General features: G+C 68.3%; 16 protein-coding genes. 7 read left to right on the top strand and 9 right to left on the bottom strand.

Features of this window, described 5'->3' with window-relative positions:
* Positions 1-2 precede the first annotated feature (2 nt).
* Together rsmB and LA521A_RS01720 are read left to right on the top strand one after the other, a co-directional pair.
* Complete coding sequence (rsmB, locus tag LA521A_RS01715; protein ID WP_281780667.1) at positions 3-1,322, top strand: 16S rRNA (cytosine(967)-C(5))-methyltransferase RsmB; 1,320 nt, start codon at positions 3-5, stop codon at positions 1,320-1,322.
* A 67-nt stretch (positions 1,323-1,389) separates the two neighbouring features.
* Entirely contained in the window at positions 1,390-3,063 is a 1,674-nt protein-coding gene (locus LA521A_RS01720) for an ArnT family glycosyltransferase (RefSeq protein ID WP_281780668.1), read from the top strand.
* Between the two features lie 131 nt (positions 3,064-3,194).
* Here the strand turns inward: LA521A_RS01720 and LA521A_RS01725 are convergent, their stop codons facing one another.
* The 4 genes from LA521A_RS01725 to LA521A_RS01740 all read right to left on the bottom strand — a co-directional run bounded on the left by LA521A_RS01725 (position 3,195) and on the right by LA521A_RS01740 (position 7,542).
* Positions 3,195-4,055, bottom strand: coding sequence for a glycosyltransferase family 2 protein (locus tag LA521A_RS01725; protein WP_281780669.1), 861 nt, complete (start codon positions 4,053-4,055; stop codon positions 3,195-3,197).
* A 350-nt stretch (positions 4,056-4,405) separates the two neighbouring features.
* Positions 4,406-5,272 carry a glycosyltransferase family 2 protein gene (locus LA521A_RS01730; RefSeq protein ID WP_281780670.1) on the bottom strand — a complete coding sequence of 289 codons (867 nt, stop codon included), beginning with the start codon at positions 5,270-5,272 and terminating at the stop codon, positions 4,406-4,408.
* 8 nt (positions 5,273-5,280) lie between these two features.
* Positions 5,281-6,555 carry an O-antigen ligase family protein gene (locus LA521A_RS01735; protein ID WP_281780671.1) on the bottom strand — a complete coding sequence of 425 codons (1,275 nt, stop codon included), beginning with the start codon at positions 6,553-6,555 and terminating at the stop codon, positions 5,281-5,283.
* Between the two features lie 135 nt (positions 6,556-6,690).
* Entirely contained in the window at positions 6,691-7,542 is an 852-nt protein-coding gene (locus LA521A_RS01740; protein ID WP_425494551.1) for a glycosyltransferase family 2 protein, read from the bottom strand.
* A gap of 178 nt (positions 7,543-7,720) precedes the next feature.
* Between LA521A_RS01740 and LA521A_RS01745 the strand changes: the two genes are divergently transcribed.
* The 3 genes from LA521A_RS01745 to LA521A_RS01755 are packed head-to-tail and all read left to right on the top strand — an operon-like array spanning position 7,721 to position 10,871.
* The gene (locus LA521A_RS01745) at positions 7,721-8,719 is read left to right on the top strand and encodes a glycosyltransferase (RefSeq protein ID WP_281780672.1); all 999 of its coding nucleotides are present in this window, start codon (positions 7,721-7,723) and stop codon (positions 8,717-8,719) included.
* A gap of 37 nt (positions 8,720-8,756) precedes the next feature.
* Complete coding sequence (locus LA521A_RS01750; RefSeq protein ID WP_281780673.1) at positions 8,757-9,812, top strand: CDP-glycerol glycerophosphotransferase family protein; 1,056 nt, start codon at positions 8,757-8,759, stop codon at positions 9,810-9,812.
* 3 nt (positions 9,813-9,815) lie between these two features.
* Complete coding sequence (locus LA521A_RS01755) at positions 9,816-10,871, top strand: CDP-glycerol glycerophosphotransferase family protein (RefSeq protein WP_281780674.1); 1,056 nt, start codon at positions 9,816-9,818, stop codon at positions 10,869-10,871.
* A gap of 13 nt (positions 10,872-10,884) precedes the next feature.
* Here the strand turns inward: LA521A_RS01755 and LA521A_RS01760 are convergent, their stop codons facing one another.
* From LA521A_RS01760 to LA521A_RS01770, 3 genes are all read right to left on the bottom strand, one after another.
* Positions 10,885-12,315: a PH domain-containing protein gene (locus LA521A_RS01760; protein WP_281782162.1), complete on the bottom strand. Its 1,431-nt coding sequence runs from the start codon at positions 12,313-12,315 to the stop codon at positions 10,885-10,887.
* A gap of 67 nt (positions 12,316-12,382) precedes the next feature.
* Complete coding sequence (locus tag LA521A_RS01765) at positions 12,383-12,889, bottom strand: PH domain-containing protein (RefSeq protein WP_281780675.1); 507 nt, start codon at positions 12,887-12,889, stop codon at positions 12,383-12,385.
* Between the two features lie 38 nt (positions 12,890-12,927).
* Positions 12,928-13,875 carry a lauroyl acyltransferase gene (locus LA521A_RS01770; protein WP_281780676.1) on the bottom strand — a complete coding sequence of 316 codons (948 nt, stop codon included), beginning with the start codon at positions 13,873-13,875 and terminating at the stop codon, positions 12,928-12,930.
* A gap of 94 nt (positions 13,876-13,969) precedes the next feature.
* Here LA521A_RS01770 and dtd point away from each other — a divergent pair, with 94 nt between their 5' ends.
* Together dtd and rpoD are read left to right on the top strand one after the other, a co-directional pair.
* Positions 13,970-14,410 carry a D-aminoacyl-tRNA deacylase gene (gene dtd / locus LA521A_RS01775; RefSeq protein WP_281780677.1) on the top strand — a complete coding sequence of 147 codons (441 nt, stop codon included), beginning with the start codon at positions 13,970-13,972 and terminating at the stop codon, positions 14,408-14,410.
* A gap of 74 nt (positions 14,411-14,484) precedes the next feature.
* Positions 14,485-16,344 (top strand): RNA polymerase sigma factor RpoD, encoded by a 1,860-nt coding sequence (gene rpoD, locus LA521A_RS01780; RefSeq protein WP_281780678.1) that lies wholly within the window; start codon positions 14,485-14,487, stop codon positions 16,342-16,344.
* A 191-nt stretch (positions 16,345-16,535) separates the two neighbouring features.
* Here the strand turns inward: rpoD and LA521A_RS01785 are convergent, their stop codons facing one another.
* Together LA521A_RS01785 and LA521A_RS01790 are read right to left on the bottom strand one after the other, a co-directional pair.
* Positions 16,536-16,907 carry a SnoaL-like domain-containing protein gene (locus LA521A_RS01785; protein ID WP_281780679.1) on the bottom strand — a complete coding sequence of 124 codons (372 nt, stop codon included), beginning with the start codon at positions 16,905-16,907 and terminating at the stop codon, positions 16,536-16,538.
* Positions 16,908-16,998: 91 nt separating this feature from the next.
* Positions 16,999-17,376 carry a nuclear transport factor 2 family protein gene (locus tag LA521A_RS01790; protein ID WP_281780680.1) on the bottom strand — a complete coding sequence of 126 codons (378 nt, stop codon included), beginning with the start codon at positions 17,374-17,376 and terminating at the stop codon, positions 16,999-17,001.
* Between the last annotated feature and the right edge of the window lie 17 nt (positions 17,377-17,393).

Raw genomic sequence — 17,393 nt, forward strand, 5'->3', positions numbered from 1 at the left:
GCATGAAACCGCATTCCGCCAAGCAGCCGCCCGGCGTACAGACGCGCGTCGTCGCCACGCGCGTGCTCGATGCGGTGCTGCATCGCGGCCGCTCGCTCAAGGCCGAGCTGTCGCAGGCGCTGCCGACACTGGCCGATCCGCGCGATCGCGCGCTGGTGGAAGCGATCTGCTTCGCCGTGCTGCGCCAGCCGGCCCGTTTCGAATCCGCGCTGTCGGCCTGGATGAGCAAGCCGCTGGGTTATCGCGATGGCGAGCTCAAGGCGCTGCTGTTCGTCGGCCTCGCGCAGCTCGATCCGCTGAAGTTGCCGGCGCACGCGGCGCTCGCGTCCACGGTCGATGCGGCGCGTGCGATCGGACGCACGCACCAGGCCGGACTGGTGAACGCGCTGCTGCGTCGCGCGCAACGCGAAGGCGTTCCCGCCGGCGACGCGCATGCGCATTGGCCGGCATGGCTTCGCGAGCGCATCGCCGCCGACTGGCCGCAGGATGAAACCGCGATCCTCGACGCCAGCGTGTCCGAGCCGCCGATGTGGCTGCGCGTGAACCGCCGTCGCACGACGCCGGCCGATTACCTGCAACGCCTGCGCGACGCAGGCATCGCGGCCGATCTCGACGAAAACGCGGCGGACGCCTTGCGTCTGGAACCGCCCGTCGCGGTCGCCGCCTTGCCGGGCTTCGCCGATGGCGACGTCTCCGTGCAGGACGCCTCCGCGCAGCTGGTGATCGATGCGATGTCGCCCGCGAGCGGCGCGCGCGTGCTCGACGCCTGCGTCGCGCCCGGCGGCAAGGCCGCGCATCTGCTCGAACGCGACGCGACCCTGCGCCTTTCGGCCATCGACATCGATGCGCAGCGGCTGGTGCGCGTGCGCGAAAACCTGTCGCGACTGAAGCTCGGCGGCAGCATCCAGCTCGCCGCGGTCGATGCAGCCGACACGAAGGCGTGGTGGGACGGCGTGCCGTTCGATGCGGTGCTGCTCGACGCGCCGTGTTCGGCGACCGGCATCGTGCGTCGCCAGCCCGACGTGCTGCAGCACCGCCGCGCGTCCGACCTCGACGCGCTCATCGCCACGCAGACGCGCCTGCTCGATGCGCTGTGGACCACCGTCGCACCCGGCGGCGTGCTGTTGTACGCGACGTGTTCGATCCTGAAAGCCGAGAACGAAGCGCAGGTCGAAGCGTTCCTTTCGCGTACGCCGGATGCCGTCGCCGAGCCGCTCGACGGGCGCTTCGGCCGTCCCGCCGGTGCCGGTCGACAGCGCCTGCCGGGCGAACACGGCTACGACGGCTTCTACTACGCGCGACTGCGCAAGCGTTCCGCGTAAGCGCATGGCCGCGGGCCGCCGCGGGCATTCCGACGTTCCGACAACATCCGGCGGATATCATCCGCGGATGCTGCCGACCACCGCCCGCTCCCGCGACACCTGGCTGTTCTGGATCATCGCCCTGCTCGTGCTGGGAGCGGGGCTCGGCTTGCGCGATCCGTGGCCGGCCGACGAGCCGCGCTTCACCCTCGTCGCCAGGCAGATGATCGAAAGCGGCGACTGGCTGTTCCCGCATCGCGGCCACGAGTTGTATTCGGACAAGCCGCCGGTCTTCATGTGGCTGCAGGCGATCGCGTACACGATCTTCGGCAACTGGCGCGTCGCGTTCCTGCTGCCGTCGCTGCTCGCCGCGCTGGGCACGCTGTGGTGCGTGGTCGATCTGGGCACGCGTCTGTGGACGCGCCGCGTCGGCGTGTACGCCGGCTATGCGCTGCTGTTCGCGCTGCAGTTCACCTGGCAGGCGAAGAAGGCGCAGATCGATCCCCTGGTGGTGTTCTGGATCACGCTCGGCAATTACGGCCTGTTGCGCCATGTGCTGCAGACCGCACGTAACCAGGGGCCGAACTGGCCGATGTGGATGCTCGGCTGGGCCGCGGCCGCACTGGGCGTCATCAGCAAGGGCGTCGGCTTTCTCGCGTTGCTGATGCTGGTGCCGGCGGGCGTCGCGTCGCTGCGCGGCTGGAACGTGAAAGTGCACGTGCGCGATGCGCGCTTCTGGCTCGGACCGCTCGCGTTCGTGCTCGCCGCGTGCGTGTGGCTGGTGCCGATGCTGATCGCCGCGATCGGCAACGCAGGGCCGGAATATCGCGCCTACGTCGATGACATCCTCGTGCGGCAGACCGCCAAGCGTTACGGCGCGTCGTGGGACCACGGCCAGCCGGTCTGGTACTTCCTCGAAGTGATGGCGACGATGTGGCTGCCGACGGTGCTCGCGCTGCCGTGGGCGATCCCCGCGTGGCGTCGACGCCTGCGCCGTCGCGATCCGCGTTACCTGCTGCCGCTCGTGTGGTGGCTGCTCGTGATCGTGTTCTTCAGCATTCCGGCCGGCAAACGCGACATGTACATCCTGCCGGCGCTGCCGATGATGGCGCTGGCGCTCGGCCCACTGCTGCCGGGGCTGATGCGCAAGCCGGGCGTGCGCCGCACCGCGTTCGGGTTCACCGCGGTGTTCGCGCTCGCGATGCTGCTGGGCGGGCTTGCGATGTGGTTCGGCGACCCGGGGTTCGAGCGGCGCTTCGTCGAAGAGCGCAGCCTGGAAGCCGAATCGACCGCGCTGGCGATGTGCATCACGGCGGTCGGCGTATGGGGCGTGCTGTGCCTGCTGTGGGCAGGACCGCGCCGCCCGTTCGCGGGGATGATCGCGCTGCTCTCAGGCCTGTGGGTCGCCTTCGGCCTGATGCTCGCGCCGCTGCTCAACGATTCCTCGTCCGCGCGCGGGCTGATGACCGAAGTAGGCCGACGCATCGGCCCCGACGCCGAACTCGGCCTGGTCGCGTGGCGCGAACAGAACCTGCTGATGGCCGATCGCCGCGTCGCCGAATTCGGCTTCAAGGTCGATTTCGACGAACAGATGCAGCGCGGCCTGCGCTGGCAGCGTGAGGCGCCGGCGACGCGCTGGCTACTGGTGCAGGACGTCGCGTTGGCATCGTGCATCGACGCGGCGCGCACGCAGCATCTGGGCAACGCGAACCGGCGCGGATGGACCCTGGTGCCGGGCGATGCGGCGGCGGGCTGCCGGTGAACCGCTAACGCTTCGCTCTGCAGCCCGGGTAAGCGAAGCGCACCCGGGGCTTTGGCGTTACGGGTTCCCGGGTGCGCTTCGCTTACCCGGGCTACAACGGCAACGGCAACGGCAACGGTGAAGGCAAAAAACTACCTCCGCACGCTCTCGCGCAGATCCGGCAACGGCTCGCGCGCGAATTCCTCCAGGTGACGATCCAGCCCCAGCGGGCTGCGCACGCGTTTGGTCGCCTTCGTGTCGGCGAGCAGCGGATCGTTCGGGCTCGCGCCGTCTTCGTGCCGCTCGCGGTGGTAAAGGTGCGTGGCCAGCCCGCCGAACCGCAGCATCCGCCGCATCAGGCCGTGGTGGAACGCGCGCACCGCCAGGTCCTTGTCTTCGCGGCCCCACCCTTCGTAACGCTCGTCGAAACCGTTCAGCGCGACCAGATCGTCGCGCCACCAGGCCTGGCTGCAGCCTTTGATCGAGCTGGTCTTCTGGTTGCGCGTCACACGCAACGACAGCGCCGCCAGCGCGGGAATGCGCAGCGTGTGCCGGCGACGCGTCAGTCCGCGATCGAAGAAGCCCAGTTGCCGCACCTCGCGCGACAGCAGGCGGTCGCGACCGGTCTCGTCGGTGAGCACGCGCATGCCCTGCACGAAGCTGCCGCGTTCGGCGGCGCGCACCTGGTCCTCGACGAACTTCGGATGCGGGAGCATGTCGCCGTCGAGGATCAGCACGTAGTCGCCCGTCGTCGCGGCGATGGCGCGATTGCGCGCCAGCGCCAGGCGAAAGCCTTTGTCCTCGATCCAGCTGTGCCGTAGCGGCACGGGGTAGTCGCGCGCAAGTCGCTCGAGCATCGCGCGCGTGTCGTCCCGCGAGCCGTCGTCGGCCACGATCACTTCATGCGGCAGCATCGTCTGGCGCGCAAGCGCTTCCAGCGCAAGCTCCAGCGCCTGCGGCCAGTTGTAGGTGGAGATGACGACGGAGACCGAGGGTGACGTCGGACCGGGCATGCAGTCTGTCGAGTAGAAAAAGTCTCAACAGGTTGCGTACTAACGGTGGACAAAACAAGTCAGTCATGCCGCCAAGAGCTGAATTCGGGTCCTGCCATTTCGGCTCTCCCGACGTGTATCGCCGGCAGGTTGGAGGTCGACCGGGATACAGGGAGAGGGAGCCTTGAGGCCATTCAGGTGGCCGGCGCCGCGCGCGCCCCGTGCGGATTGCTGGGGGACTGGATTAATGGGTGAGGCGGCAGTCACGCCTAGGGCGTGTGCGCTTGACGCGCGAGCGTACCGTCGCTGCTAGCGGCGGCACCGGAAACCCAGTCGTTCGTGGCGAGCACGGCCCGCCGTGCGCGGAATAGTTAGGGAGCGGGACGCGGCTCGCGCCAGAAGCACACGAAAGCCGCAGATCCCCAGCCGAGCCAACGGATCACGTAATTGCGCTGCAGCAGGAGCGCGTAGAGGGGCACTGCAGTGAACGCGCCCAGTAGCGTCTTTACCCGGTAGCGCAAGGCCGCCGGATAGCCCTGATATTTCCGGATGGCGAGGTGTCGAGAGCGCGCGTAGTGGTACGCCTTGATGAACGCGACGCGCATGCTGGTCCCGGAGGACCCGCCGCCGGCATGTACCGCATGGGCGGCGGGTTCGAGCAGGCATTCGAATCCTGCCAGCCGCATCCGAAGGCAGAGGTCATCGTCCTCGTAATAGAGGAAGAATCGCTCGTCGAACCCTCCGATTTCACGAAACGCATCCGCGCGTATCAGCAGGCAACAGCCGTGCAGCCACTTTGCGGAGCAGATTGCGTCGGGCACACGATACGACGACCGGGGCATGTGCTCGAAGAAGGCATGCCGGTACGACATCTGAGGCTCTCCGGCCCCGGTCCAGCTCTGCGGGGCCACGATGCCCGCCGAAGGACAGCGGTGAAGCGCTTCCACCAGGGTTGCGACGGCCTTCTCGTCGACGTGGCAATCCGGGTTCAACAGCAGTACGAAGGGCGTCGTTGCGACCGCGGCCCCCTCATTAGATGCCTTGCCGAATCCGCCGTTATGGCGACGCTCGATGATGGTGGCGTGCGGCAGCAGTTCCCGCATCCGTTCCGGACAGCGATCAAGGCTTCCGTTCTCCACGAGCACCACGTGCTTGAACGGGGACAACGTCGCCGCCATGCGTTCTGCCAGGCGCGCGCTCTTGTATGTGACACTCACGACCGTTACCTGGTCGGCCACTGTCGCGCTCACGCGAGTCCCCTGGTCCGGGGCCGCGCTTGCATCGCCGCGGGCAGGCATGCGGCCAGCAGGACGAACGTGTGTCGGTGCGTGAAGTCGCCCCAGAGGCAGTTCGCTAGCCCTGCGCTGATGTAAATCCCGGCGACGCACAGGTAGAAGTCGCGCCAAGGTGGCTCCAGGTTGCGGATCCGCTTCACCAGAGCCAGCAGCAGGGCGAGATAGATGACAAGGCCAGCGCCGCCCTGTTCGGCCAGGATCAACAACATTTCCTGATGCGGATGCCCAGCCAGGAAGGCTGCATCATCGCCGTGCGAGTTCATCAAGCGCCGATAGGCAGGTCGCCATTGATCCAGACCGTGTCCCAGTACCGGCGCTTCAGCGACGAGTTCGATCGTCCGGCGCCACAACTGCATGCGAATCCCTGCCGCCGTGGGCGATTCGCTCTGGATGTAAGGGGTGGCCTCATCCGGAAGCGAGCTCACGACGCGTTGCTGTACCACGGGCGACAGGAGCGCCAGCGACATCAGCAGCACTAGAGAGGCGGCAATCAGCGACGATCGCACAACCAGCCGATGTTGGGCCGAGAGCCGCCACGCCCAGTACGCCACGAGCGGGATGAGCGCGATGTGCGCCGTGCGGCTTCCCAGAACGATCGCAACGTTGATAGCCGCCAGAAGGCCCACCATCCATAGCAGCCATCGTTGGCGCCTCGAGGGGGTCGTTACGGACGCCGACAGGGCCATGCATCCGAGGATGAGCGTCGCAAGGCCTTGCTGCGTGTATTCCTTGAAGACGGTGTTTCGCATGTTCGGCGCAATAGACACGATCGAACGCTGCGGGACGAGCCCACACTCCATGCCGTACGACACCAGCGTCGTGAACAACATCGCGAGCCCGAACGCCATGAGCGCGCGCCGCGCCCAGCGCGTGTCCTGCAGCACCGATGCCACGATCAATGGATAGCTGCAGACCAACGTGAATGAGTTGGCCCACGCAAGGGGATCGGAAGCTCGAAGTGAACTGGCGATCAGAACCGCCCCCCACGCCAGAAATCCCCTGACAACGGATTGGCGCGAAGCCCAGCGCCATCGTTCCGTTGCGTCGGTGCCCACGATCGAGAAGAAGAGGCACAGTCCAACCAATATGCTCGTCGCCGGCTTGTTGATTGGCGCAACCAGAAGCGTGCCAACCGCGGACCACCGCCCGAGCGCGACCGCGGTATCGCCGATTCCCGACGAGGCGGAGGGTTTTCTGTCTGAGTCCGAGTGCATCGCGAGCGCCATTAAGTGCTCGCTGGTACCGCGCCCGGAATCCGCGTCAGACGCGCCTTGACGGCGCGCTAGCGGAGAAGAATGAGGCGGAGGGCCGGATGGGGGCCGAGGCAAGCGCCGGTACTATCTCGTGGCGACATGCGGATGTCAGTCGTTTCCCGCATCGGTGGGGGCCGACATTTTCGCGCTTTCAATCGCTGCGCCGTTCTGCAACAGCCACAACATGATGGTTTTCTGCCGCACGTAGTTCGCGCGGACGTAGGCGTAGACCAGGCCGTGCCAGCCGTCGAGGAAGCCGCCGCGGAACAGGTAGCCGCGCCAGAAGCGCCACGCCGGCGACAGCACCAGCTTGCCCAGCGTCGCGCGCTTGCCGCGCGCGAAGTCGTGCTCGGCCATCATGCGCGCGTAGCGTTGCGTTTTCTGTAGCTGCGCCTGCAGCGAGCGGTACGGGTAATGGATCAGGTCGCCCGGCAGCGTGCGCACCGGACCGTCGACGCTCGCCGCTTCGTGCACTTCGCGCTTGCCGCGCCAGCCGCCACGGCGCCGGTCGAACAGCCGCAGCACGCGGTCCGGGTACGCGTTGCCGTGGCGCAGGAACTTGCCGAAATATTCGCTCAGCCGCGCGAACCGGTACCCCGCCGCGCCGTCGAAACCGCGCGCGCGTTCGGCTTCGATCGCGGTGCGCAGCGCGTCGCCCACGCGCTCGTCGGCGTCCAGGCACAGCACCCAGTCGTGCGCGGCCTGTTCTATGGCGAACTGCTTCTGGCTGCGGAAGCCGTCGAACGGGCGCTGGATCACGCGCGCGCCGAGCTCCGCGGCGATGCGGGCCGTGTCGTCGGTGGAATGCGAATCGACGACGACCACCTCGTCGCAGAAGGCGAGCGAGGCGATGCAGTCGGCGATGCGGTCGGCTTCGTTGAACGCGATGATGCAGGCCGACAGCGCCGGTGGGGCGGGCGAAGCGTTGATGGCGGGCGTTCCGGGCGGGAGTGGCGTCATCGTGCAGCCGCCAACCGTTCGCCACAAGTCGTGAGCGCCTTCACGTTCCGCATCCCGGGCTCCGCGTGGCGCTTGCAAGCCGGCGCGTTCCACGCAGAATGGCCCTGGGGAAGGATCCCGGGCGTGGCGGCGTATCGCCCGGGGAGCAAGCCGGGGGGCGAGCTTGGGGAAGCTGCGCGTGATCACCCGCGACAACGGCGCTGGCCTGAGTCGCGACCTGCGTCTGATTGCCGATGTCCTGCGCCATGGCCACGACGTGGCCCCGGTCGGGTTGGGCAGCGGTCGCCTTGGAAACCGCATCGCGCAATGGCGGATACGCATGGCGGCGCGCCTTTGGGGCGCCGTCGATGCGCAACTGTCGGTCGAACGCATCTACGAGCCCACGCTGGCCTCGGCGCGCAGCAACCTGCTGATGCCGAACCCGGAATGGTTCCGGCCGTCGTGGACGGCGTTGCTGCCTCGCTTCGAGCGCGTGCTGTGCAAGTCGCGCCATGCGGTGGAGATCTTCCAGCGCCTGGGTTGCGCCACGACCTACACCGGTTTCACCAGCGAGGATCGGCTCGATTCCGCCGTCCCGCGCGAGCGCGCGTTCTTCCATCTCGCCGGGCGCAGTTCGGCCAAGGGCACACGGGTCGTGCTGGAGGCATGGCGCCGGCATCCCGAATGGCCGCGACTCACCGTCGTCCAGTGCGCCCGAAAGGCCCGCCATCGCGTCGTCGCCGCCAACATCGACCATCGTGTCGGTCATCTCGACGACGCGGAGCTGCGCCGCCTGCAGAACGCGCACCGCTTCCACCTGTGCCCGTCCGAAGTGGAGGGCTACGGCCACTACATCGCCGAGGCGATGAGCGCCGGCGCGGTGGTGATCACCACCGATGCGGCGCCGATGAACGAACTGGTCGCGCCCGGATGCGGGCTGCTGCTGCCGTGCAGCCCGGGCGAACGCCTCGGCCTGGACGTCCGCCACCTGGTTTCCGTCGAGGCCGTGGAAGCGGCGGTGACGCACGCGCTATCGATGGATGAGGCCGCCTGTGTGCTCCTCGGCGAGCACGCGCGGGCGCGGTTCCTCGAGAACGACCGCGCCTTCCGCGTGCGCCTGCAGGCGGTGTTCGACGAACTGCCGGGATTGCAGCGCCAAAGTGGCCCGCTGGACGCGGCCGACGCGATAATCCCCTAGCGGCGCCGACGCCGCCTCGATTCCCGCCGACGGACCCTTGATGGCCGATTACCTGCTGTTCGCCACCGAGCGCTACGCGCTGCCGATCCTGCAACCGTTGGCCGAAGCGCTCGCCGCCGCGGGCCACGGCGTGCACGCGTGGTTCGTCGATGGCGCAAGCGGCGCACGGCTGCCCGAGCCGGTGCGGCCGGTCGGTCTGCGCGACGCGGTCGCGTTGAAGCCGCGCGCGGTGTTCAGTGCGGCCAACTGGGTGCCGACGTTCGTGTCGGGCGCGAAGGTGCAGCTGTTCCATGGCTTCAACGTGGAAAAGCGCTCCGACGAACGCGGTCATTTCCGCGTGCGCGGCTTGTTCGACCTGTATTGCACGCAGGGTCCGGCGACCACCGCGCCGTTCCGCGAACTGGCCACGCAGGCCGGGCATTTCGCCGTCGTCGAAACCGGCTGGCCCAAGCTCGATCCGCTGTTTCGCGACGACGGCGGCGCAGCCGCGGCGATGCGCGCGCCGGCCGGCGACCGGCCGGTGGTGATGTTCGCCTCCACCTTCACCGAGCGCCTGAGCGCCGCGCCGCACCTGTTCGACGGCATCGCGGCCGAAGTCGCGCGTGGCGACCGCTACTGGCTGCTGACGCTGCACCCGAAGTGCGCGCCCGAACTGTTTGAGCGCTATCGCGCGCTCGCGGGGCCGAACGCCGTGTTCTTCGAGACCGAGCAGCTCGTCACCGCGCAGCGCGCCGCCGACGTGCTGCTTGCCGACACGACGTCGGTGGTGTCGGAATTCGTCGTGCAGCGCAAGCCGGTGGTGACCTTCCGCAACCGCGCGCCCAAGCCGCACATGATCGACTTCGACGATCCCGCGCAGTTGCCGCAGATGCTCGCGCGCGCGTTCGCGCCGGACGACGCACTGAAGCGCGCGCTTGCCGCGTATGCCGACGCGATCCATCCGTATCGCGATGGGCGTTCGTCCACGCGCGTGATCGCCGCGACGGACGCGCTGCTGGCCGGCGAGTTGGGCCGCCTGAGGGCGAAACCGCTCGCGGCGCGCCTGCGCGCGTTGCAGATCCGCCAGCGCATGGGCTACTGGGGCCTGGGCTGAGCGATGGCGCATCGCTTGGTGTTGATCGCGTCCGAGCCGTATTCGCTGCCGATCCTGCGTCCGCTCGCGCGACAGGCGCTCGCGCGTGGACACCAGGTCGCGTGGGTCGCCAACGACGCGATGGCCGCGCGCCTGGCCCCCGACGAGCATCGGCTGCGGAGCCGTCGCGCGCTGAAAGCGTTCGCGCCGCAGGCCGTGTTCGCGACGGTGCATCGGATTCCGCCGTTCTTTCCGGGTTGGCAGGTGCAGCTGTTCCACGGCCTGAACCTGCATAAGCGCGATCCCGCGCAGGGGCACCATCGCGTGCAGGGCCTGTTCGATCTGTACTGCACGCACGGGCCCGCGACGACCGGCCCCATGCAGGCGCAGGCGCGCGAGCATGGCGATTTCGTCGTGGTCGAAACCGGCTGGCCGAAGCTCGATGCGTTGTTCGGTGGGCCATCCGACGCAGCGCGCGCGCTGCGGGCCCAGGCTGGCCATCGTCCCGTCGTGATGTTCGCCTCGACGTTCAACGATCCCCTCAGCTGTTCGGGCGAGTGCTTCGACGAGATCGCACGCCTCGTCGCGCGCGGGGACCATTACTGGCTGCTGACGCTGCATCCGATGTCGCCACCGGAACGCATCGCGCGCTACCGCCGACTCGCCGGCCCGAACGCGGTGTATCTGGAAGCCGAGCGCCTGATCGACATGCTCCACGCTGCCGACGCGCTGGTGTGCGACACGACGTCGGTGGCAGAGGAAATGGCGCTGGTCGGCAAGCCGGTGGTGACGGTGCGCCACCGCAAGCCACAGCCGTTCATGCATGACGTCGCGGGACCGGACGGCATCGACGACGCGTTGCGTGCGGCACTCGCATCGCCCGGCGCGCGGCGCGAACTGGCGAACGTCTACGCCGATTCGCTGCATCCGATGCGCGACGGGCACGCGTCCGATCGCGTGCTCGACGCGGTGGAATCGCTGATCGACGGAACCCTGCGCCCGCCGCGCCGCCGACACGCAAAACCGTGGCGCCGCTTCTGGCGTTCGTGGAAGGCGATGCGGGAACTGCTGCCGGGCTGATCCTGCGCGTCGATCACCAGCGCAACGGCCGCCGCGCGAGCGTGCGCGACAGCGAGGCGTAGAGCGCCAGCGCTTCGTCGTGCGGCAGGAAGCGCACGCGCAGCGGCGGCGACAACGCGCTGCTTCCGGCGGTGTCCAGGTGCAGCGTCGCCGTGCCGCAGCGACGATCCAGCGGCGAACGCGTGAGCTGCAGCGCCTGCAACTTGTCCAGTTCGGCAAAACGCCAGTGGCGTGTCCACCAGCCTTCGCGCACGGCGATCACCTCGGCGTTGGCGGCATACGCCATGCGCTGCGCGCGGCGGTGCGCGACGAACGCCGCCCACGGCAGCCAGGCCAGCACCAGCAGGCCCCACGCGCCGAAACGCCAGCTCGCGCCTACCGCGATGGCCGCCACCACGGGCACCGCCGGCACCACCAGCCGCCACCAGTTCGAGGCGGGGAGGGCGCGCCAGTCCAGTCGCGACCAGCCCGCACGCGGCAGCAGGTGCTCGATCAGCGCGTCGCACGCGGCCGGCGTGGCGATCGGCGCCAGTTCGCGCAGGGCGCGTTGCTGCTGGTGTTCCTCGGCGACGGCGGTGTCGACGTCGAGGCTGCGACGCTTCAGCAGCCGATGCAGCGTGCCTTCGCGCAGCGTCCACGCCTGGATGCGCCGCCATGAAGCGCTGGTACGCCAGCGTGCGAGCAGCCCGCGTTCGACCGTCAGGCGCCGGCCGATCTCGCTCAGCCGGAAGCCGTGGTACTGCAGCAGCGCGAGCAGGATCGAGAATCCGCGCAGCACGACGATGGCGAACAGCACCAGCGCCAGCGCGGAAACCACGTACTGCAGCACGCCGAAGTGGTGTTCGCCGACGAAACCGAACAACCATTTGCCGATCGAACGGAACGTGTCGAGCACCGCGCGCTGGCTGATCTGCACGATGGCCGCGAACGCCGCCGCCACCACGACCAGGCCGCGATTCGACACGAGCCCCAATCGCACGACTTCGCCGAAGGACAGCGCGAGCAGCGTGGTCGCTTCCGGCTCGCCCGCGGCCGTCGTCGGCGTCGCGCCGCGATGGCGTACCAGCGCTTCCAGCGCGAGCGCGTCGTCGAGCTTGAGCACGCGCATCTGCGCTTCGGGCTTGCTGCCGCCGGCCGACTCCAGCCGGACTTCGGCCACGCCGAACACGCGGTGCAGCGCCGACTGCTGCAGCGCGACGTTGTGGATGCGCGCGAACGGAATCACGCGCAGGCTGCGTTCGAACAGGCCGCTGCGGATCACCAGCCGATCGCCCGCGACGCCATAGCGATAGGTGAAGTACTGCCATAGCGAGAGCACGACCAGCACGCCGACGCCGATGAGCGGCCACAGCTCGTTGCGATCGCCACGGCCGAACACCAGCAGCACGATCAGCGGCAGCACGAACTGCTTGAGCTGCTGGAGCAGCACGAACAGCCACGACATCGGATGCAGGCGGCGCTCGGCCGCGACCGTCGCGTCAGGCGCGGCGTCGGGCCGTGGCGCGCCGGCGTCAGGCGTCGTCATCGGCGTCGTTCGCCTCGACGGGACGGGCGAGCAGGTCGCGCAGGCGCTCGGCGTCGTCGACGTCCAGGTGCGGCACGGTGACGGCGCTGTGCCGCGTGCCGGCGGTGTGGACGATCAGCGTCGCGAGCCGGCGCTGGCGCTGGAGCGGCCCGCGCTTGAGGTCCAGGTGCTGCACGCGCGTGGCCGGGACGCGGGTTTCGCGTTGCCACAGGCGCCCGCGGCGCACGGCCAGCCCGTCCGCGTCCAGGCGCCAGAAGGTGTTGCGGTGGTGCTTCAGGCCGACCCATGCGCCGATCGCCAGCCCGACCAGCGCCAGTACCGGCGGGGCGAACCACAGCCCGAACACGCCGGCGAGCACGAAGCCGCCGGCCATCCCGGGGATGGCGAACGGCAGCATCGGCGTGAGCATGCTCGGCAGCCGCGCGCGGTCGGGCAGTCGGTGCCAGTCGGCGGGCGGTGCGGCCGCCGCGGCGGCTTCGTCGTGATCGGCCATGGTGTGCTTCCTGTCGGCGTTCGCGACGGCGCGCGCCGTCACCGGTTCCAGTACGGGTTCTCTTCCCCCGAACCCGGCGGCCTGAGGGTATAGCGTTTGTAGGTCCACTGGTATTGCGCGGGATCGCGCCGGGCGATGGCCTCGACCGCGGCATTGAGCGCGGCGACGGCGACCTTCGGATCGGGATCGGACATCGCCGCTGGCGCCGCCTGCAGGTGCAGCGCGAAGCCGGGACGTTCGGCGTGCGTGTCGATGCGTTCGCACCACGCGAACAGCACCGTCGCGCCGGTGCGCGAGGCAAGGCGGCCGAGCAACGTCATCGTCAGCGCCTGCACGCCGAAGAACGGCGCGAATTCGCCATCGCCGGCCTTGGGCTGCTGGTCGGGCAGGATGCCGACGACGCCGCCATCGTTGAGGCGCTTGAACAACTGGCGGATCGCCGGGCCTTCGGCGCGCACCTGGGTGACGCGCTCCTGCTGGGCGTGGGCTCCGTCGCCCGGTTGTTCGTGGTCGGCGCGCACGAGGTTGAGGAAGTGCTCGACGACCTCCGACTCCGGCGGGCGATAGAGGATCGCCAGCGGCGTGCGCCACGCGAGCCACTGGTTCAGCAGTTCCCAGTTGCCGTGATGCGGCGCGGCGATGATCACGCCGCGACCGGCCGCGATGGCCTCGTCCATCAGCGCGGTGCCGTGCTGCTCGCGCAGCAGCTGCAGGTTCTCGGCGTGCGGGCGGGTCCACAGGCGGATGGTTTCCAGCACCTGCCGCGCGGTGGTGCGCAGGATCGCCGCGTGCAGCGTCGTGCGTTGCGCAGGGAGCAGGTCGGGGTAGGCGAGTTCGAGGTTGATCCGCGCGACGCGGCTTTCGCGCACGTCCCGCCAGCGCCACCACGCCGCGAGCGCATCGCCCAGGCGCAGCAGCACCGGCCAGGGCAGGCGGCCGATGAGTGCGGCGACGAAATACAGCAGGCGTGCGGCGAGGCGGTTCATCCATTCAGTCTAACGGCCGCGTCGTCGGCTCCGGTTGACCCCTCGCGCCCGGGCCGACAGCATCGGCGCTCCATCCGATCGCCCGTGGAGCCCCATGCTCGCCCTGATCCAGCGCGTGACCGAAGCCAGCGTCCGGGTGGAAGACAAAGTCGTGGGGGCGATCGGACCGGGACTGCTCGCGCTGGTGGGCGTCGAACCCGGCGACGGCGAGGTCCAGATCGCCCGGATGGCCGACCGGCTGCTCGGATACCGTGTATTCGCCGACGAGGGAGGCCGAATGAACCTGGGCCTGGCCCAGACCGGCGGCGGATTGCTGCTGGTCAGCCAGTTCACCCTGGCCGCGGACACCCGAAGCGGCATGCGCCCGGGCTTCAGCACGGCCGCGGCGCCGGAAGTGGCTGAACCGCTGTTCAGCAGACTGGTCGGGATCTGCAGGCAAAAGCACGCCGGGGGGGTGGAAACGGGTCGGTTCGGTGCCCATATGGTGATCAGCCTGGTCAACGACGGCCCGGTCACCTTCCTCCTGCGGTCCTGATGGCCAACCCGACCGGTCCGGCCTGATATACTGGAACGTTCCCATCCCTTCCCATTAGCGCGGTGGCGCAGCACATGGCCAACGAACGTCAGCCCCCCTCCTCCGATATCAAGCAGTTGATCAGCAAGGGCCTGGAGCAGGGCTACCTGACCTATGCCGAGGTCAACGACCACCTGCCCGACGACCTCGTCGACGCCGAGCAGATCGAAGACATCATCGGCATGATCAACGGCATGGGTATCGAGGTCCACGAAGTGGCCCCCGATGCCGAAACGCTGTTGCTCGCCGACGGCGGCACGGGTAACCGTGAAGTCGACGATACCGCCGCCGAAGAAGCCGCCGCCGCGCTCACCGCGCTGGACGGCGAAGGCGGCCGCACGACCGACCCGGTGCGCATGTACATGCGCGAGATGGGCACGGTCGAACTGCTTACCCGCGAAGGCGAAATCGCCATCGCCAAGCGCATCGAGGAAGGCCTCGGCCAGGTGCAGGCATCGCTGGGCGTGTTCCCCGCGACCATCGCCTCCATCCTCGAGGACTACGAACAGCACAAGGCCGGCAAGAAGCGCCTGGCCGAGATCATCGTCGGCTTCAACGACCATCTCGACGACGTGCCGGAACCGCCGGCGCCCGTGGTGGCCGAAGCCAGCGACGGCGACGCCGAGTCCGACGAGGACGAGGAAGAAGTCGCCGAGGGCGAGACCGAGGAGGTCGTCAGCGGCCCGGATCCGGTCGAAGTCGCCTCGCGCATGGAAGCCCTGGCCGACCACTACCAGAAGTTCCTCAAGGCCCACGCCAAGCACGGCGCCGCGCACAAGTCGGTGCTGAAGCTGCGCGAGGACATGGCCGCGGTGTTCGTCACCTTCAAGCTGCCGCTGCCGCTGACCGACGTGCTGGTGCGCAACCTGCGCGAAGTGGTCAACGGCATCAAGGACCACGAGCGTCGCATCCTCGATTTGTCCACGCGCGTCGCCAAGATGCCGCGCAAGGACTTCATCCGCGCCTGGGAAGGCAACCAGACCAACCTGGAGTGGGTCGACGAGCTGCTCAAGCGCAAGCAGAAGTGGTCGTCGGGCCTGCGCGAAGTGAAGGACCAGATCATCGCCGAGCAGCAGGCGACGATGGAGATCGAGAAGTCGTCCTACCTGACGCTGGCCGACATCAAGGACATCTCCCGCCAGATGGCCTATGGCGAAGCCAAGGCGCGCAAGGCGAAGAAGGAGATGGTCGAGGCGAACCTGCGCCTGGTGATCTCCATCGCCAAGAAGTACACCAACCGCGGCCTGCAGTTCCTCGACCTGATCCAGGAAGGCAACATCGGCCTGATGAAGGCCGTGGACAAGTTCGAGTTCCGCCGCGGCTTCAAGTTCTCGACCTACGCCACGTGGTGGATCCGCCAGGCCATCACGCGTTCGATCGCCGACCAGGCGCGCACCATCCGTATCCCGGTGCACATGATCGAGACGATCAACAAGCTTAACCGCATCAGCCGCCAGATGCTGCAACAGTACGGCCGCGAAGCGACTCCGGAAGAGCTGGCGAAGGAAATGGACATGCCGGAGGACAAGATCCGGAAGGTCATGAAGATCGCCAAGGAACCGATCTCGATGGAAACCCCGATCGGCGACGACGAGGATTCCCATCTGGGCGATTTCATCGAGGACACGAACATCGAGTCCCCGGTCGAGGCGACCACCAACATCAACCTGACCGAGACCGTGCGCGACGTCCTCGCCGGCCTCACGCCGCGCGAAGCCAAGGTGCTGCGCATGCGCTTCGGCATCGACATGAATACCGACCACACGCTGGAAGAGGTCGGCAAGCAGTTCGACGTCACGCGCGAGCGCATCCGCCAGATCGAAGCGAAGGCCCTGCGCAAGCTGCGTCACCCGAGCCGTTCGGAGCAGCTGCGTTCGTTCCTCGATATCGACTGACGCGCGGTTTGGTCGCTCCATCGAGAAGGCCCCGCTTCGGCGGGGCTTTTTCTTTGCGCGTTCACCGCCCCTCTGCCTTCGAGCCCCTCTCCCACGGGGAGAGGGGTTGGGGTGAAAGGAGGAGCGATGCGGCGATGCCTCCGCGTCCCGCTTCGCCGCGCGTCCAGACTTCAGCGATTGCGACGGGCGCCTTACGCCCCGCCCATGTCGTAGAAGAACTGCTCGTGCGCGATCTTCCCGTCGCGCACCTGGTACACGCAGATCTCGTTCATCGCCACGCGGCCCATGTCCTTGTAGGTCGCGTCCAGGCCCATGACGACGCTGAACCAGTTGCCGGCGACGATCGGCTCGCCCACGCTGCCGCCGTGGATCTCGACGAGGTTGTCGGCCCACTCCTTGCTCTTGGTGCGGATCGCATCGAAACCGCGCGTCACCGCTTCGGCCTTCTGGCCGTCGCCTTCGATGCTGACCGCGTCGCTCGCGTACAGCTCCTGCTGCGCCTGGTCGTACTTGCCTTCGCGGCACAGTTCCACCAGCCGCTGCGCAATCTGCCGGGTATCCATCGCTGCCATTCCTTGCCTTGGGAAAGCGACAGCCTACGGCCCGCCGCTGACAGCGTGCTGTCAGCAGTGCGGCGAGCGGGGACCCTCACCCTCAGGGTTCGTACTCGTCGTAGAAGAACTGCTCGCGGACGATCTTCCCGTCCTCCACGCGATACACGCACAGCTCGCGGATGGTGATGCGACCGATGCTCCTGAACGTGGCTTCCACGTTCAAGGCGATCGAAAACCAGTTGCCCGCGATGACCGGCTCGGTGCAGCGCACGGAATGGAACGCCTCCACGCCGCCCCAGAAGCGCCGACCCTTCGCGCGTATCGCCGGCAGTCCCGTCTCGTCGGAGAGGATGCCGTCGGGCACCGCCTCGGGCTCGATGCTGACGGCGTCCTCGTCGAACAGTTCCTGCTGCGCCTGTTCGAACTGGCCCGCCCTGCACAACTCCACCAGTCGCCTGGCGACGGTCTGCGTGGTCATGGCGACGCTCCTTGCGC

The sequence above is a fragment of the Lysobacter auxotrophicus genome (assembly GCF_027924565.1).
Classification (GTDB): Bacteria; Pseudomonadota; Gammaproteobacteria; order Xanthomonadales; family Xanthomonadaceae; genus Lysobacter_J; species Lysobacter_J auxotrophicus.

What these genes read in the sequence shown, in the direction of transcription:
- LA521A_RS01755 (WP_281780674.1), top strand. Translation starts at nt 9,816, where the DNA reads ATGGCGCATCGCTTGGTGTTGATCGCGTCCGAGCCGTATTCGCTGCCG.
- LA521A_RS01770 (WP_281780676.1), bottom strand. Translation starts at nt 13,875, where the DNA reads ATGAACCGCCTCGCCGCACGCCTGCTGTATTTCGTCGCCGCACTCATC.
- LA521A_RS01790 (WP_281780680.1), bottom strand. Translation starts at nt 17,376, where the DNA reads ATGACCACGCAGACCGTCGCCAGGCGACTGGTGGAGTTGTGCAGGGCG.
- rpoD (WP_281780678.1), top strand. Translation starts at nt 14,485, where the DNA reads ATGGCCAACGAACGTCAGCCCCCCTCCTCCGATATCAAGCAGTTGATC.
- LA521A_RS01740 (WP_425494551.1), bottom strand. Translation starts at nt 7,542, where the DNA reads ATGACGCCACTCCCGCCCGGAACGCCCGCCATCAACGCTTCGCCCGCC.
- rsmB (WP_281780667.1), top strand. Translation starts at nt 3, where the DNA reads ATGAAACCGCATTCCGCCAAGCAGCCGCCCGGCGTACAGACGCGCGTC.
- LA521A_RS01765 (WP_281780675.1), bottom strand. Translation starts at nt 12,889, where the DNA reads ATGGCCGATCACGACGAAGCCGCCGCGGCGGCCGCACCGCCCGCCGAC.
- LA521A_RS01785 (WP_281780679.1), bottom strand. Translation starts at nt 16,907, where the DNA reads ATGGATACCCGGCAGATTGCGCAGCGGCTGGTGGAACTGTGCCGCGAA.
- LA521A_RS01735 (WP_281780671.1), bottom strand. Translation starts at nt 6,555, where the DNA reads ATGGCGCTCGCGATGCACTCGGACTCAGACAGAAAACCCTCCGCCTCG.
- LA521A_RS01725 (WP_281780669.1), bottom strand. Translation starts at nt 4,055, where the DNA reads ATGCCCGGTCCGACGTCACCCTCGGTCTCCGTCGTCATCTCCACCTAC.
- LA521A_RS01760 (WP_281782162.1), bottom strand. Translation starts at nt 12,315, where the DNA reads ATGTCGTGGCTGTTCGTGCTGCTCCAGCAGCTCAAGCAGTTCGTGCTG.
- dtd (WP_281780677.1), top strand. Translation starts at nt 13,970, where the DNA reads ATGCTCGCCCTGATCCAGCGCGTGACCGAAGCCAGCGTCCGGGTGGAA.
- LA521A_RS01720 (WP_281780668.1), top strand. Translation starts at nt 1,390, where the DNA reads ATGCTGCCGACCACCGCCCGCTCCCGCGACACCTGGCTGTTCTGGATC.